The organism is Flavobacterium reichenbachii, from assembly GCF_002217435.1.
Classification (GTDB): domain Bacteria; phylum Bacteroidota; class Bacteroidia; order Flavobacteriales; family Flavobacteriaceae; genus Flavobacterium; species Flavobacterium reichenbachii.
The window spans coordinates 116,628-130,303 of record NZ_MUHF01000021.1 but is presented as its reverse complement, the minus strand read 5'-3'; the positions used below and the strand labels follow the sequence as shown (position 1 = coordinate 130,303).

Genomic DNA, 13,676 nt, shown 5'->3' with positions numbered 1-13,676 from the left:
CTTTACAACAAATCAAAAAAAATGAAAAATATACATAAACTGACATTGCCAATTTTATTTGTGATACTTTTTACCCACAACATCCTGGCACAAAAATTAGGAAAAACAGAATGGTTTGATCCTAATGCAGCGGCGACAACTTTTTGTAATCCAATTAACATTGGTTATAATTATACGACGCATAATCATAATGGAATTCCTGAATCCCGACGCTCAAGCGCAGATCCGGTAATTATTACTTACAAAGGCGAATACTATTTATTTGCAACCAATCAGGCAGGTTTCTTTTGGAGTAAAGATATGTCTGACTGGAATTTTGTTTATGGAAGTTTTCAAAGACAGCCTGGAGACGATGACCAATGTGCTCCTGCAGCATGGGTTGTAAATGATACTTTATTTTATGTTGGTTCTACCTGGAAGAGAGATCATCCAATCTGGAAAACAGCAGATCCAAAATCAGGAAGATGGACACGTCACGTAGACAAAGCGATGCTGCCAACATGGGATCCTGCTATTTTTCAGGATGATGACAAAAAAGTATATATGTATTACGGTTCAAGCGGAAAACTCCCTCTTGTTGGTGTAGAAGTAGATTATAAAACCTGGCTTCCAAAAGGAAATCAGGCAGATTATGCACAATTATACAAAGCAACCGAAGTTGAGGATATTCAGCGTCCGTATGGGCAGATAAAAGAAGTTGCCATTTTAGATCCTGCCGCTCACGGATGGGAACGTTTTGGACCAAACAACGACATGGAACCAGCACCTTGGGGAAATTTCATTGAAGGTGCCTGGATGACCAAACACAATGGGAAATATTACATGCAGTATGGTGCACCCGCAACAGAATTTAAAGGATATGCAAATGGTGTACACGTTGGTGACAATCCATTGGGACCGTTCACTTATCAAAAACACAATCCGATGTCGTATAAGCCGGGTGGTTTTGTAATTGGTGCCGGACACGGAAATACATTTGCAGATAATTACGGCAATTATTGGAATACAGGCACTTGTAAAATTTCTATAAAAGACCGTTTTGAACGTCGAATTGATATGTTTCCCGCCGGATTTGACAAAGATGATGTTATGTATTCCATTACTTCTTACGGAGATTTTCCTATTGCACTTCCCACAACGCAGCGTGATCAGGCAAAAGGTGCTTCATCAGGATGGATGCTGCTTTCGTATAAAAAGCCTGTAACCGTTTCTTCTTCTGAAGAATGTATGGAAGTAGAAACACACAGAATGGATAACGGCGGGAAAAAAGTATATGAGAAATTCTGTTACGGACCAGATAATCTTACCGATGAAAACATTCAGACGTATTGGTCTGCTAAAACAAGCAATCCCGGAGAATGGCTGCAAATGGATTTAGGGAGAAAAATGCAGGTTAATGCACTTCAAATTAATTATGCAGATCATAAAGCTACTCAGTATAATAAAGCAATGGATATTTATTACCAGTATAAAATATACATGTCTGATGATGCTGTAAATTGGACGCTGGTTGTTGATAAATCTAAAAATGATAAAGATGCACCTCATGATTACGTAGAGCTTACAAAAGCTATTAAAACGCGTTATATTAAAATGGAAAACATTCACAATGCATCCGGATTATTTGCAGTTTCAGATTTTAGGATATTTGGAAACGGACTGGCTGAAAAACCCAAAATGGTTTCTGATTTTAAAGTCAACAGAAATAAAGCTGATTCCCGCAATGCCTTGATTTCATGGAAAAAACAATCAGATGCTATAGGATATACTATTTATTACGGAATTACTCCCGATAAATTATACAACAATATTATGGTTTATGGAGAAAGTTCTTATGATTTTAGAGGTTTAGATAAAGGCACAAAATATTATTTTACAATTGAACCTTTTAATGAAAATGGAATCGGAACAAAAAACAAGATCATCGAAGTAAAATAATTTGATTTAATGCTAATAAAAAACTCTAACTGCTGCCATAAAATGCACATTTAGAGTTTTTTTTTGAGAAAAGCTTTCGTAAATGCTTTGAGTTGTTAAGAATTTTGTTCCTTTGTTCTGCTCACAAAAAAAGTGAGTACATAACCCAAAAATGCTATAAAAACCATGAAAAAAACGATTCTTTTAACTGTTTTAGTTTTAAACGGATTGACTTCTTTTGCACAGTCAAATGATGAGAAAAACATTAAGTTATTTTATAAAAAAGCTTTAACTGAGTCAAAATGTTACAGCTGGCTGGAATATTTGTCTAATGATATCGGAGCACGTTTATCAGGTTCTGCAACTGCCGGCGATGCCGTTCAGTATACCAAAAGACAACTAGAAAGTCTGGGACTTGACAAAGTTTATTTACAAGAAGTTATGGTGCCTCATTGGGTGCGCGGCGAAAAAGAAACTGCTTACATTTTAGATGGAAAAGTAAAAACTGTTGTGCCAATTTGTGCTTTAGGAGGTTCAGTTGCTACTCCAAAAACCGGTCTTACAGCCGAAATAATTGAAGTGCAGGGAATTAATGAGCTGGCTGCATTAGGCGATAAAATAAAAGGAAAAATTGTATTCTTTAACAGACCAATGAATCCGGAAAATGTAGAAACATTTGTTTCTTACGGAGCATGTGTTGACCAAAGATTTGCAGGTGCAAAAGAAGCAGCAAAATTAGGAGCTGTAGGAACAATTGTTCGTTCTATGAATCTGCGTCTGGACGATTTCCCGCATACAGGTGCACAAAGTTATGGCGATCTGCCAAAAGAGCAATATATTCCAACAGCTGCAATCAGTACAAATGGAGCTGAATTATTAAGCAAATCTTTAAAAGTTAACCCAGCTTTAAAATTTTATTTTAAACAATCTTGCGAAACACTGCCGGATGTTTTATCTCATAATGTAATTGGTGAGCTGACAGGAACAGTAAATCCTTCAAATATTATGGTAGTCGGCGGGCATTTGGATTCTTGGGATCTTGCAGACGGTTCTCATGATGATGGAGCAGGAGTAGTGCAAAGTATGGAAGTACTGCGCATTCTTAAAAACTTAAATTATAAACCGAAAAATACGATTCGTGTAGTTTTGTTTATGAATGAAGAAAATGGTGGTAAAGGTGGTGCGAAGTACGAAGAACAATCAAAGAAAAATAACGAAAATCATATTTTTGCTCTGGAAAGTGATTCAGGCGGCTTTAGTCCAAGAGGGTTTTCTATAGAAGCAGATGATGTTAATCTAAAAAAGATACAAGGATATAAAGACTTTTTTGAACCTTATTTAGTTCATAGTTTTACAATAGGACATGCAGGATCAGATATTAGTCATCTAACTTCTAAAGCAATTGTAAAGGCTGGCTTAAAACCAGATTCTCAACGCTATTTTGATTACCATCATGCAGCAAACGATAAATTTGATGCTATAAACAAGAGAGAATTAGAACTTGGCGCTGCTACAATGACATCATTAATGTATTTAATGGATCAAAACGGAATTGAACTTCCGAAGGCGAATTAAGATTTATTTACCTTATTATAAAAGCTGCGAGTACATCTCGCAGCTTTTTTTTATCCAAAAATCAACAACTCATATTAGAGTTTTATTACAACGGTGTAGTACAAAAAAGTTATCGGAATATTAGATAATAATATTAAAATTTTAATGCCAATATCTTTTCGCATTTCATAATGTCTTATAAAATTGTCTAGCAGATGAAACAGCATTATAACGTTAAGAATTATTGCTGAAACTATAAATGGTGAAGCAAAAATTAAAATATTAGAACTTTCATTAGAAACCATATAAAGAGCAAATAAAATGGTTATAATGATAAAAGATCCAATTGTAAGGTCAATAGACTGCGTTTCTTCAAAAGGTTTTTGGTCAATGGTTTTCATAGATTATATTTTAAATGTTTTTTGAATTGCCGGAATAGGCATGTTAAGCATATTTAAAAAATTCAAATAATAAAAAGAATGTGCTTGATATCCTTTTCTGAATTGCTGCAAAAAATAGCGGACTTTTGCAGGATAAAATAATGTACCCGATAGTATTACCAAAAACAGATACATACTCTTCTTACCATTTCCTAAAAGATAATACTGCATTCCGATTTCTTCCGGAACAGAAATACCCGTATTGGTCAAAACATGTATAATATCATGATCTTCTAGTTTTGGCTGTATGTCGAGATGATTTTTATAAAGAAAATTTCCTAAGCCATATCCTAAAGAATCTTTGGGATAACTTAAAAGCTTGGTTTTATCAATGTCCCAAGGTGTATTTCTTTTAAAATATTTTTGATAAGGCTTTTTAGTTCTTTCATACATTTTTTCGACAAATTGATCTTTCATAAGTGGTTATTTTTATTTCTTAAAGTTCTTTGAATTTCAAAGTAAAAAGTTAAAATAAAAAGCTAATTAAGATTGGAATTAGCTTTTATAATTTTAGTAATTATCTATTACAGTAACTAATAGATTGGAATCGGATAGGTTAGAAGGAGAAACTACTTTTTCGTCCAGCGGAATATCATTTCCATATCTTTCTTTTAATATCTTCTGCACTCTTTCATCATTCAGATTAAAATCTTTCAATTGCTGCAGTTTACATAATTCAATTCCGGCACCTTCTTTATATATTTTCCAAACCAGTTCAGAACAATAAATTCGATCGTTTGTCCATTCAAAATAGGCATCATATTGTTTTCCATTAAATTGACTGCCATAATTTTTCATTTTCTCAAGTGCTTCAGGAGTTAAAACAGCTGCTGCATTTTTCAGCCTTTTTACAACATATTTATGATCTTTTCCATGTGTAATCCAATCTTCCAGCGGTGTTATTTTTACTGGCTGAACGGCTTCATATACAAACCATTTTCCGTCTATGTTATAAATAATCCCGCAATGAGAATATTTAGAATTAGTAGCAATACGAACAGCTTCGCATTGTTTAGATTCTGAAGTCTGAAAAATTATATCTGCATCTTTAAATTTTTCTGAGGTACTTGTTTCCTTTTTAATTCCAGTAATTGGATTGTTTGGAAAAACTTTTATCGCAACAAATAATGCACATCCGAAACTTAGGATAAAAGTAATGAGCGGAAATAAGTATTGTTTCTTTTTCATAAAGCAGAATTTAAAGTACTTTGAGTTGCAAAGTAAATGATAAAAAAAATAGCTGCCAAATAAAATGACAGCTATTTTATAAAATATTTTTACGAGATATTAGATTCTGAAAATTCCTCCAACAGCAATAATTTTTTGGAAGAAGAAGAAGTCTTGAGAAGCTTTATCTTCGTTACTTGTAGTAGTTCTAATATCTTGCATATTGATATAACCGCCTTTTAACTCTCCCTGAATATAGAAATGTTTGAAAAAAGTAATGTTTAGACCAGCTTTTGCAGAAACACCATAACCAGAAACATGAAAATCATCATGACGTTCTTTCCCTAAAAGAGTTGTATTTGTTTTTGGATACAAAACACCAGCTCCTAATCCTTCGGTTAAGTTTATCTGAACTTTATCAATATTTGGAAGACTGAACAATTTCGAAATATCATCAAATCTAGAAACTTCGGTATTAATATAGTTTAAACCATCTGTATGCTCATACATTAGAAAAGCAGGACCGTTTACAGGTGTAGTACCATTGTCATAACCACCTTCTTTAGCACCACCCTGAGACATATCTACAGGTCTGTTATTGTATTCTCCATTGTAGATCGAAGCAGGATCATCTGCAGGCAGATTGATGTTTCCAGTAACATTTGCAATTTGATTCTGTGTCATTACATATTTCATGTGATCAACACCAATTGTAACACTATAATGGTCGCTAAAGAAATAACCTAATCTCAAGTTAGTTTGAGGAATAGTCATGTTAGCAGGATTAATATAGTCTACATGCCAGCCTTTAGGTTTATCATGAGCTGTCATATTATTCACTGTAAAGTTGTAATCTTTACCTCTGAAATTTACATCAGAGTCAGAGTAAGTATCTCTATTTCCACCCCACATTACAAAGAATTTTCCTTTATTGTGAGCAGTGTATTTTTGTACCGGAATTTCTTCTTGCGCAAAAGTGCTTAATGAAAAGCCAAGCAAGACGAAAAATAAAAATTTTGTTTTCAAAGAACTTAAGTATTATAAATTTAGAATGAGTTAACTGTTTTTCTAATCGCCACCAATTTAGTCATCAAACCTTCAAAATAGTCTAAATGAAGCATATTAGCACCGTCACTTTTTGCATTAGCGGGATCAAAGTGTGTTTCGATAAAAATACCATCAACACCAACTGCGATACCGGCTTTTGCAACAGTTTCGATCATATCAGGTCTTCCTCCTGTAACTCCGGCAGTTTGATTTGGCTGCTGCAAAGAATGCGTAACATCCAAAACTGTAGAAGCATATTGCTGCATAGTAGGAATACCTCTAAAATCAACAATCATGTCCTGGTATCCAAACATAGTACCACGATCTGTAACTATGACATTCTCATTATTACAGTCTAATACTTTTTGAACAGCATGTTTCATGCTCTCCGGACTCATAAATTGTCCTTTTTTCAAGTTAACTACTTTTCCTGTATTTGCCGCCGCAACAACAAGATCAGTCTGGCGAACCAGGAAAGCAGGAATCTGCAGTACATCAACATATTGTGCAGCCATAGCTGCATCTTCATTTGTATGAATATCTGTAACAGTCGGAATATGAAAAGTTTCTGATACTTTTCTTAAAATTTTTAATGCTTTTTCGTCACCAATTCCAGAAAAGCTGTCAATTCTAGAACGGTTGGCTTTTTTAAAAGATCCTTTAAATACATAAGGAATCTGAAGTTTGTCGGTAATACCAACTAATTTTTCAGCAATTCTAAGAGCCATTTCTTCCCCTTCGATAGCGCATGGTCCCGCTAATAAAAAGAAATTTCCGCTGTCAGTATGCTTAATTTGTGGAATATGTTGTATGTTCATAATATGAATTATTTTTGACTGTGCAAAGGTAGTTATGATTTATGAGTTTGAGATGAAGATTTAAGAATTATTTGTGAATCCCAATTGTGACGGGAACCCTTTCCATTTCTATTTTTAAATCAGTTAATGAACTCCAAGCAGTTTGCTTGGGAGATATTTTTATTTAAAAATGATTTCTCTTATATCAGAACTTTAGCTTCGACAGTGTTAAGAAAATTTAAGTTAATTTTTTTGTTTGTTTTATATAATAGAAGCCAAATAGAATCTGACCCGTAAAAAAAAGAGTATTTGCAATAATATTTATAATAACTACAATTATAATTTGGCTTTCGAAATTTTCAGGAGTCGTTAAACCAAAATTAACCAACTGGAAGAGATTGAGTTTTGTAATTATCACTGCTGGAATTGTAAGCAGGAGATATACAATAACTTTTTTGAGATCTATTTCTTTTGTAATCTTCGAAAGTTTCCAAAAATAATAAACTGTAATCGATAATACAGGCAATTTAATAATTGCTCCTATTGGATATATCGTTGTATTCCAACCCGGAATAACCGAGGATAAAATATCAGAATGGAAAATTAAAAGTAAAATCGAGTATGGAAATAGAATCAATAATAAAATAATAAAAGTGCCAAAAACTATTTTGTTTTTAATCATTATCTCTACACTTATATTTATTTTTCTTTACTCAAAGTCAATCCCATCGGAACCATCAAAACGCCTTTTTCATAAACATTCAAATAAAGTTTAGTTGGTTTTTTCTGGCCTTCCCATTTCAATTCATAAACATTTAGAAAACCGGCACCCATATCACTTCTCTTGGTAGGAAAAGGGCAACAGGTTTCTAATCTCGTGAAAGTAATTTTTTCACCGTTTGGACCAGCCAGAGCATTTAAAAAACGAGTTTCATTCAAAGCTTCGTCTTTTGTATTTCTATAAAAAATGTTTACAGGATAATCAGGATCATAACCGTATTTTTTGTCATTACTAAATAAGGTAATGGCAAAAGTATTGTTTTTCTTCAGGATTAAATCTGGCGCATTATCATCTACATTTTTCAAAGTAGATTTTGTGCTGATGCAGGAAACCGTAGAAAGTAGTAAAACGATAAAAAGTGCTGTTTTTTTCATGTTCAAGGGCTTATTTTGTAATACAAATGTAAGTACTAAAATCAATAAATTTTATAATCTAGATTAAGAAAGAGCAGTTTAAAAATAAACTTCTTTTTTACTAAATTTTAAAATTAAAGCTCCAGACGTTCTACGCTGGAGTTTAATTTTATGATACCCATTACAATCAGATATTTTGCCACAAGATAGGTGAGCATAATATAAAATGAACTTTTTTCTATTGGATGATGAAATTTATTGACAGCCAGGATACTGTCTGAAATTACAAAGATCAGAGCTCCTGTAAAAATATAGATATTTCCGGGCTTTTCCCACACTAAGAAACCATTAAAGGCAAATAAAAGCATGGTCGAAATAACGCTTGCATAAACAATTACCGGAATTTCCAGATTGCCCAAAGTCGGCATTAAAAATAGGATCATTGCGATCAAATAACATGCAATTACCAAACTCCCGATTAAGAAAAAAATCTTTTTATTGTTGTTCTGAATTTTGGTTTGTTTATTAAAAATCAGGGAATACAAAATGTGGGAAATAAGAAAAGAGATTAATGCAAGAATAAAATAAATTTCGGCAATGTCTGCAAAAAGCAGTATTACATCGCCAATCCATGATAATACCAACGCTCTTAAAAGAAATTTTCGTAATGGAAATTTGGGATAAACATATACACCAAATCCTAAAAGAGGCATTAAAACAGGTTTAAAAAGAAGGTCTAAATTATCATATCGAAATAATAAAATAAAGAGATACACAATGCTGAAGGCAATGTAAATTTTAAAAAATAAAGTATTTTTCATAATAGGGGGTTATGAATTTATTAATGGTTTGGGTTGGTTTTAAAGTCAATTTTTACAAAGTAATTTGTAATCAAAAACGATAGGCTAAAATAGCTAAAAATGATATAATTACTCAACGAAAAAAAATGATTTAAACCAAACCAGTCTCCACAGTATGTTGTAATAGCGATTTCCGTTAATAAACGAAGCCCCTCCCAAATGACAGCGTTGCTGTTTTTATTCATTAAATCATGGTTATTAAGATAAAAAATCCATAAATAAAGATGTCTGGAGAGCCAGTTTTGGCTGTGTTATCAAATAAATAACTCGTAAAAGAAGTGTGAATAATACTGAAATACTGCTATTGTAGGTTTTCATTAAAATTAACCGAATGAAATTTTGGTGTTTTTTGATTCTTGATTCCAAATTTCACCACTTCCTTTATTATTTGAAAAGTGTCGTATTTCATTTCTAAAAGAAGTTTATTTTCAGCATTTAGAATTCCGTATTTTTTGTTTTTCTGAACAATAAATTCTCCAGTAGAATAGATCTGTTTAATCGAACTAAATCCGCATGGAATTACGATTTTATTTTCATTGCTGACCACGCCGAATTCATTTAGATTTTTGAATATTTGGTATTTGCTTGTCGAAATTCCGTTTGAAAAATAACGTTCTTTTACAAATTCACCAGCGAGAAATTCTATTTCCGAATACTTTTGATTATCGATTGTGAGAAGATAATTTTTGGTGTTTTTTACTGCGAAAATTCTATTCTTGTAACCGTTGTAAAATTCATAATCTTCAGGAACAATCAGTTCTCCTTTTTCAGAATACAAACCATTTTTATTTTCAGAATTGGTTACGATATAATCGTTTGAAAAAGTTTGTATATTTTGATATTTAAACGGAATTATTTCTTTCTCCATAAAAGGATTTATTATACCTTTTAAATCACCTTTTTGTGTAAGATATTGATTTTTAAATTGGGTAGTATCCCTGTAATTCACATTGTAAATAGATGTGTAAATTAAGGGTTTTAGAATAGAATCGTTTTTAGTAATGATGCCATATTTCTCTTTTTCATGAACAATATAAATGGAGTTTGAAGGTGAAATATCATCATACTTACATTCAATTTCATATTTGCCGGAAGAATTTATAACGCCTTTTTTATTCGTTATCGTGTTGCGAATGATATAAGAATCCGTACCAATTATATTTTCAAATTTATGATTTTTGATAGTATTCAATACAACAGCACCTTTATTGTTTATAATTAGTGTAGTATTGTTTTGAAGTGTTACAATCGATTTATTGTTTGTGAAATATTCGATGCCTTTAGCCTGAAAGTTTGTTAATTGCTTTCCAGCGGCATCAAAAAGGTCGAGTGAATTATTGTTTTGAACAAACAAAATCCCATCCTGACTCATTATGTTCTGATATTTTAAAGGCAGAATTGTTTTGTTTAAAGTGTCTACAACGCCTTCTTTATTGTTTTTTGAAACACTAATTAAACCTTTTCCAAAGCTGTAAACATTATCATATTCAAGCGGAATCCTAACATTTCCCTTCAAATCAATATAGCCTCGTTTGAATTTTTTGTTAATCGTATTTCCAACTTCAAATATATTTTTAAGATTTTCTTTATTGTAGATATATTGGTAGTGAGGCTTGATAATAACATTGCCAAGAGTATCAATTAATCCCATTTTGTCTTTAAAAGTTCTAAAAACGGCATAATTGTTTTCGTAACTATATACATATTCATATCCAATAGTCTTGCTTTTAGCCAGCTGCTCTCGTAAATTATCAAATTTCTGCTGGCTGCTGGAAATTATGGGAAATAGAAAAAGAAGAAGTTTGATAATTCTCATAATAGTAATTTTGGTAAATCTTAAAGACAAATAAAAAAGCATTCTAATTATTCAAATATAGAATAAAATAGAATGCTTCTTTAGATATGTTAATTTAAACAATTTCAGCGCTCAGTCCAGCTTCCAAAAGTTGTGTGCATTGTGGTTTTAATTTATCAATCGGACCAGTCTTAACCGTGCATTTTCCGTTGTAATGTACAATTAGCGAACATTGTTCTGCTTGTTCTGCAGTATGGCTGCAAACGCGCATTAAAGTATCAATTACGTGGTCAAAAGTATTCACATCATCATTGTACACAATAATTTCGTTATTAAAACCAACGGCTTCTTTTTCTCTAACTCTTTCTTTTACTTTTTCTTTAGTACTCATTTTTTTAGATTTTTGTACTGTATAAAACTAATTTACGTATTTTAATGAAACCCAGTTATTTCTTTGAAACTTTTTAACATAAGTCAGACCTTTTTCTGTGCAGGAAACATCAATAAACGGAATGTCTTCTTCATAGAAACCACTTAAGAGCAAAGTTCCTTTTTTGTTTAAGCAATCTACATAACTTTGCATATCATTCAGCAAAATATTACGGTTGATATTAGCAATAATCAAATCGTACTTTTTGCCTGCCAGTAAAGCTGCATCGCCTTCATAAACGGTAATGTGTTTACAATTATTGCGTTCTGCATTTTCTATAGAATTAAGATAACACCAATTATCTATATCAATTGCATCAATTGGCTGTGCGCCTTTCATCTCAGCTAAAATCGCTAAAATTGCAGTACCGCAGCCCATGTCTAAAGTTTTTAAACCTTCTACATTTATCTCTAATAAATGCTGAATCATCATATGAGTCGTTTCATGATGACCTGTTCCAAAACTCATTTTTGGTTCGATTACAATATCAAATTCGGCATCTGTTTTTTCGTGAAAAGGAGCGCGTACATGGCATTTTCCGTCAACGTCTATTGCTTCAAAGTTTTTCTCCCATTCTTCGTTCCAGTTTACCTGATCGATTTCTTCGATTGTGTATTCAATTTTAAATTCTTCAGATTGCAAAATATAAATGTCATCAAGAATATTCTCGTCCCATAAATCTTTTTTTACAAAAGCTGAAATGCCGCTTTCTGTTTCTGTAAAACTTTCAAAAGCTTTTTCACCCAGTTCAGCAACTAAAATTTCAGATCCTAATTCTTTTGGTTCAATTGTAAAATGATACCCTAAATATATATTCGACATAAATAATTTTTTTGCAAAGGTAAGAATCCAAAACAGAAGTTGCTTAAAAATCTAATCGAACATTGTTAATTTAAAAATATTTTTAGGCATAAAAAAAGCGTTCACATCAGTGAACACTTTTATATATAATGAAATTGTAAAATCTATTCTGATTCCGAAATTTCAGTATGGAACCAAAATCTAGATAGCAGTTACAATGGCCAGGAAGTCATCAGCTTTTAAAGCTGCTCCACCAATAAGACCTCCGTCTACATCTGGCTTAGAGAAGATTTCTTTAGCATTTTCTGGTTTTACAGAACCACCGTATAAAATAGAAACTTCATCAGCGATTTCAGCACCGTAAGCCTTACGAACTACTTCTCTGATAAATTCGTGCATTTCCTGTGCTTGTTCTGGCGAAGCAGTTTCTCCAGTTCCGATAGCCCAAACGGGCTCGTAAGCTAAAACAACTTTAGACCAAGATTCTTTTGCAATTTGAAATAATCCATCACGTAATTGATTTTCAACAATATTAAAGTGATTTCCAGACTGACGGTCTTTTAATTCTTCTCCAAAACAGAAAATAACTGTCAGGTCATGTTTTAAAGCAGTGTCTACTTTATTTGCGATTAAAGCATCTGTTTCGTTAAAAATAGCACGACGCTCAGAGTGACCAAGAATTACTGTGTTTACACCAATGCTGGTTAACATTTCTGCAGAAATTTCTCCTGTAAACGCACCGCCTTCAGCTTGGTGAACATTTTGAGCAGAAACGCCGATAGTTGTGTTTTTTACTTTAGCAACAGCTGCAGCCAAGTTTACAAATGTTGGAGCCACAATAACTTGTGCATTTGTTTGAGCTGGTATTTTGTTGATTAATTCACTTAATAATTCCTCAGTCTGTGCTGCGTTTTTGTGCATTTTCCAGTTTCCTGCAACAATCTTTTTTCTCATTTTGGTAGTTTTTGTTATTCTTTTTAAATTTGTTTTTTTTGAAGTTTTAATCTAAATATAATCAAAGTCAAAATTGAAATTGATTTTTTAAATTGTCATTTAAGGATTATTTTAAACCTTGTAACGCAGCGTTGATTTTATCAAAATCAGTTTCGATTGCGCGGTACAATACAATTTTCCCTGTTTTGTCAACGATAATATATCTCGGAATCCAGTCTAAGTCTATAGCTTTCCCAAAAACACCTTTCATGCCGTCATTCATCATAAAATGATCGCCTTTTAATTCATGTTTTTCAATTCCTATTTTCCATTTTTCAGCCGTTTTATCAGCAGAAAGGAATAAATAAGAAACATTTGGATTGTTTGCCTGAAGTTCTTTTACTTTTGGCATTGCTTTTACACAGTCGCCGCACCAAGAAGCCCAAACTTCGATTACTAAAGTTTTTCCTTTATATTTTTTTAAGATGTTTTTAAAAGTAGTCTGACTATCGTCAGTTCCTAATAATTTTTCAGACAAAGCTTCTTTTGAAAAACTTGTTTTCTGAGCCTGTGAACATGAAAATGTAATAAATGCTATTACCACTAAAGCGATTTGTTTCATATATAAATTATATTAATTTTTTGTTAGGTACCGAATTCACAAAGTTAAACAAACAAATTGAAAGCTAAATGCGGATTAACAAAATTTGAAGAGTCGTTTATTTTGTAACAAAACGATCATTTTGGGTTAAAAAAAGCCGAATGAAATCGTAATAGTTGGCTGTAAAATCCTCTCATTTT

General features: G+C 32.3%; 14 protein-coding genes. 2 read left to right on the top strand and 12 right to left on the bottom strand.

The window, feature by feature from the left end; all coding sequences use genetic code 11:
• Nucleotides 1-21 precede the first annotated feature (21 nt).
• Nucleotides 22-1,938 carry a discoidin domain-containing protein gene (locus B0A68_RS17780; RefSeq protein WP_035683429.1) on the top strand — a complete coding sequence of 639 codons (1,917 nt, stop codon included), beginning with the start codon at nt 22-24 and terminating at the stop codon, nt 1,936-1,938.
• A gap of 165 nt (nt 1,939-2,103) precedes the next feature.
• Nucleotides 2,104-3,492, top strand: coding sequence for a M20/M25/M40 family metallo-hydrolase (locus tag B0A68_RS17775; protein ID WP_035683426.1), 1,389 nt, complete (start codon nt 2,104-2,106; stop codon nt 3,490-3,492).
• A gap of 74 nt (nt 3,493-3,566) precedes the next feature.
• Here B0A68_RS17775 and B0A68_RS17770 read toward each other — a convergent pair whose 3' ends face one another.
• The 12 genes from B0A68_RS17770 to B0A68_RS17710 form a co-directional block, all read right to left on the bottom strand.
• Nucleotides 3,567-3,872 carry a hypothetical protein gene (locus B0A68_RS17770; RefSeq protein ID WP_035683424.1) on the bottom strand — a complete coding sequence of 102 codons (306 nt, stop codon included), beginning with the start codon at nt 3,870-3,872 and terminating at the stop codon, nt 3,567-3,569.
• A 3-nt stretch (nt 3,873-3,875) separates the two neighbouring features.
• Complete coding sequence (locus B0A68_RS17765; RefSeq protein ID WP_035683421.1) at nt 3,876-4,328, bottom strand: hypothetical protein; 453 nt, start codon at nt 4,326-4,328, stop codon at nt 3,876-3,878.
• 93 nt (nt 4,329-4,421) lie between these two features.
• Complete coding sequence (locus tag B0A68_RS17760) at nt 4,422-5,099, bottom strand: YiiX family permuted papain-like enzyme (protein ID WP_035683418.1); 678 nt, start codon at nt 5,097-5,099, stop codon at nt 4,422-4,424.
• Between the two features lie 99 nt (nt 5,100-5,198).
• Nucleotides 5,199-6,104: a hypothetical protein gene (locus B0A68_RS17755; RefSeq protein ID WP_035683416.1), complete on the bottom strand. Its 906-nt coding sequence runs from the start codon at nt 6,102-6,104 to the stop codon at nt 5,199-5,201.
• Between the two features lie 20 nt (nt 6,105-6,124).
• Nucleotides 6,125-6,943: a 3-deoxy-8-phosphooctulonate synthase gene (kdsA, locus tag B0A68_RS17750; protein WP_035683414.1), complete on the bottom strand. Its 819-nt coding sequence runs from the start codon at nt 6,941-6,943 to the stop codon at nt 6,125-6,127.
• A gap of 678 nt (nt 6,944-7,621) precedes the next feature.
• Nucleotides 7,622-8,077: a hypothetical protein gene (locus B0A68_RS17740; protein WP_035683410.1), complete on the bottom strand. Its 456-nt coding sequence runs from the start codon at nt 8,075-8,077 to the stop codon at nt 7,622-7,624.
• Nucleotides 8,078-8,190: 113 nt separating this feature from the next.
• Nucleotides 8,191-8,877: a lysoplasmalogenase gene (locus B0A68_RS17735; protein ID WP_035683408.1), complete on the bottom strand. Its 687-nt coding sequence runs from the start codon at nt 8,875-8,877 to the stop codon at nt 8,191-8,193.
• Nucleotides 8,878-9,217: 340 nt separating this feature from the next.
• On the bottom strand, nt 9,218-10,732 hold the full coding sequence (locus tag B0A68_RS17730) for a WG repeat-containing protein (RefSeq protein WP_165571329.1): 1,515 nt from the start codon (nt 10,730-10,732) through the stop codon (nt 9,218-9,220).
• A 94-nt stretch (nt 10,733-10,826) separates the two neighbouring features.
• On the bottom strand, nt 10,827-11,102 hold the full coding sequence (locus B0A68_RS17725; protein WP_035683405.1) for an ATP-dependent Clp protease adaptor ClpS: 276 nt from the start codon (nt 11,100-11,102) through the stop codon (nt 10,827-10,829).
• Between the two features lie 27 nt (nt 11,103-11,129).
• Nucleotides 11,130-11,963 carry a 50S ribosomal protein L11 methyltransferase gene (prmA, locus tag B0A68_RS17720; RefSeq protein WP_035683403.1) on the bottom strand — a complete coding sequence of 278 codons (834 nt, stop codon included), beginning with the start codon at nt 11,961-11,963 and terminating at the stop codon, nt 11,130-11,132.
• Between the two features lie 180 nt (nt 11,964-12,143).
• A complete protein-coding gene (gene tpiA / locus B0A68_RS17715; protein ID WP_035683401.1) occupies nt 12,144-12,896 on the bottom strand; it encodes a triose-phosphate isomerase in 753 nt (250 codons plus the stop codon).
• Nucleotides 12,897-13,002: 106 nt separating this feature from the next.
• Nucleotides 13,003-13,497, bottom strand: coding sequence for a TlpA family protein disulfide reductase (locus B0A68_RS17710; RefSeq protein WP_035683399.1), 495 nt, complete (start codon nt 13,495-13,497; stop codon nt 13,003-13,005).
• Nucleotides 13,498-13,676: the final 179 nt, after the last annotated feature.

Bases quoted from the DNA above. Each gene is read 5' to 3' on its own strand.
- B0A68_RS17780 (WP_035683429.1), top strand. From the start codon at position 22: ATGAAAAATATACATAAACTGACATTGCCAATTTTATTTGTGATACTT.
- B0A68_RS17775 (WP_035683426.1), top strand. From the start codon at position 2,104: ATGAAAAAAACGATTCTTTTAACTGTTTTAGTTTTAAACGGATTGACT.
- B0A68_RS17770 (WP_035683424.1), bottom strand. From the start codon at position 3,872: ATGAAAACCATTGACCAAAAACCTTTTGAAGAAACGCAGTCTATTGAC.
- B0A68_RS17765 (WP_035683421.1), bottom strand. From the start codon at position 4,328: ATGAAAGATCAATTTGTCGAAAAAATGTATGAAAGAACTAAAAAGCCT.
- B0A68_RS17760 (WP_035683418.1), bottom strand. From the start codon at position 5,099: ATGAAAAAGAAACAATACTTATTTCCGCTCATTACTTTTATCCTAAGT.
- kdsA (WP_035683414.1), bottom strand. From the start codon at position 6,943: ATGAACATACAACATATTCCACAAATTAAGCATACTGACAGCGGAAAT.
- B0A68_RS17740 (WP_035683410.1), bottom strand. From the start codon at position 8,077: ATGAAAAAAACAGCACTTTTTATCGTTTTACTACTTTCTACGGTTTCC.
- B0A68_RS17735 (WP_035683408.1), bottom strand. From the start codon at position 8,877: ATGAAAAATACTTTATTTTTTAAAATTTACATTGCCTTCAGCATTGTG.
- B0A68_RS17730 (WP_165571329.1), bottom strand. From the start codon at position 10,732: ATGAGAATTATCAAACTTCTTCTTTTTCTATTTCCCATAATTTCCAGC.
- B0A68_RS17725 (WP_035683405.1), bottom strand. From the start codon at position 11,102: ATGAGTACTAAAGAAAAAGTAAAAGAAAGAGTTAGAGAAAAAGAAGCC.
- prmA (WP_035683403.1), bottom strand. From the start codon at position 11,963: ATGTCGAATATATATTTAGGGTATCATTTTACAATTGAACCAAAAGAA.
- tpiA (WP_035683401.1), bottom strand. From the start codon at position 12,896: ATGAGAAAAAAGATTGTTGCAGGAAACTGGAAAATGCACAAAAACGCA.
- B0A68_RS17710 (WP_035683399.1), bottom strand. From the start codon at position 13,497: ATGAAACAAATCGCTTTAGTGGTAATAGCATTTATTACATTTTCATGT.